The following is a 1,613-nucleotide window of genomic DNA, read 5'->3' on the forward strand; positions in this document are numbered from 1 at the left end:
AGAAGGTGTTGTCTTTCCGAAGGTGGTAGCTGCGTTTCCGCTGGTCAGGCGTGAGATTGGTGCTTCGGCGGGAGGGATGGTGTGTCGTGTCGTCTCTTGGGTGGGGTGCCGGATGCCGTCGGTGATGGGGCTGTTGGAGGAGCGGGAGCGTGCTGCCCGTCAGAGGGTGGAGGTCCTGCAGGCCGAGCTGCGGGACGCTGAGGCCACGTGGCAGCGGTTCGTGACCGCCCGCGAGACGGTCGGCCAGGTCCTGGCGGAACCGTGCGAACGCGAGAATGCGCCCGTTGCCGCGTCCGACGAACGGCCCGTGCCGGTGGCGTGTGGGGTGCCCGGTTCGGTGGTGCCGGCATGGCGGGCAGGCCTCGACCCGGCAGTGCTGGCACCGGACTACCGGCGGCTCATGGACATCCTGGCCGGTAGGGACGGGGAGGCGATGGACTGCCGGCAGCTCGCTGTCGCGTTCGGGCTCGCGCCGGTGCCGGCGAAGGTCGAGGGAGTGCGGTCGAAGGCCAAGCGCCTGGTCGTGCGGGGCTGGCTGGTCGAAGAGAGTCCGGGGATGTTCAGCATCCCCGTTTCGCGAGCCGTCGGCTCATGACCATGCTCATCGACCAGTGGATCATCGCTTCGGCGCTGTCGGTCCGGGTCTCGTAGTCGCGGGCCAGGCGGCGAGAGCGCATCAGCCACGCGAACGTCCGCTCCACCAGCCACCTTTTGGGCAGCACGGTGAACCCGCGGGTGTCGTCGGTGCGCTTGACCACGGTCAGCGCGATCCGCCAGAGGTTGCGGGCGACGTCGACCAGCTGCCCGGTGTAACCGCCGTCCGCCCACACGAGCGAGATGCGCCAGTGCCGCTCGCGCAGCCGGGCCAGCAGACCGCCGGCGGCTTCCCGGTCGGTCACCGACGCTGCCGTAACCATCACGACCAGTAGCAGCCCGAGGGTGTCCACCACGATGTGACGCTTGCGTCCGTTGACTTTCTTCCCGCCGTCAAAGCCCCTGCTGGCGGCCGGAACCGACGCCGCCCCTTTGACGGACTGCGCGTCGATGACGCCCGCGGTCGGCTCCGGATCCCGTCCCTCGACCTGACGGACGCGGTCGCGGAGCCGGTCGTGCCACTCGCCGATCAGGCCCTGGTCCCGCCACCGTCGCCAGAACGCGTAGACCCGGTCCCACGCGGGGAAGTCCGCGGGCATCGCCCGCCACGTGATACCGCCCGCGACCAGGTAGCGGACCGCGTCGAGCATCTGCCGATGGCAGTAGCCCTCCGGCCGGCCGCCCCGGCCCTCCATCCACCCCGGCACCGGCAGCAGCTCGCGCACCGCCGCCCACTCGACGTCCGTCATGTCGGAGGGATACTTCGGCCTCCTGTGCGGGCGATCCGCAGCGTTCCCGAACCGGTGCGCGAGACAGTCACACGACAGAGGCGCCGAGTTGGACTCCGCCGCCACCGGAACGCAAGACTGCGACACAGGGCCTCCTGTTGCTCACTTGGATTCGACACCCATGAGCTGTGCAGGAGGCCCTACCCTCATGCCCGGACATCCCGGAGATCACCCGACCGAGTCGCCACACTCGAACCGATGCTCACCATGATCGATAGAGAAACGGCTTCT

The 1,613-nt window shown here is 69.3% G+C and carries 2 protein-coding genes; one reads left to right on the plus strand and one right to left on the minus strand.

Translation table 11 applies throughout. The annotated features are described in order from the left end of the window. A partial coding sequence (locus ACFZAU_RS41785) for a hypothetical protein (RefSeq protein WP_500556602.1) occupies positions 1-595 on the plus strand: 595 nt, incomplete at its 5' end. Here ACFZAU_RS41785 and ACFZAU_RS41790 read toward each other — a convergent pair. After that, positions 561-1,343 (minus strand): IS5 family transposase, encoded by a 783-nt coding sequence (locus tag ACFZAU_RS41790; RefSeq protein ID WP_500556603.1) that lies wholly within the window; start codon positions 1,341-1,343, stop codon positions 561-563. The two genes, ACFZAU_RS41785 and ACFZAU_RS41790, sit on opposite strands and share 35 nt — an antisense overlap. Positions 1,344-1,613: the final 270 nt, after the last annotated feature.

This window comes from Streptomyces sp. NPDC008238, assembly GCF_042956445.1.
Taxonomy (GTDB): Bacteria; Actinomycetota; Actinomycetes; order Streptomycetales; family Streptomycetaceae; genus Actinacidiphila.

What these genes read in the sequence shown, in the direction of transcription:
- ACFZAU_RS41790 (WP_500556603.1), bottom strand. Translation starts at nt 1,343, where the DNA reads ATGACGGACGTCGAGTGGGCGGCGGTGCGCGAGCTGCTGCCGGTGCCG.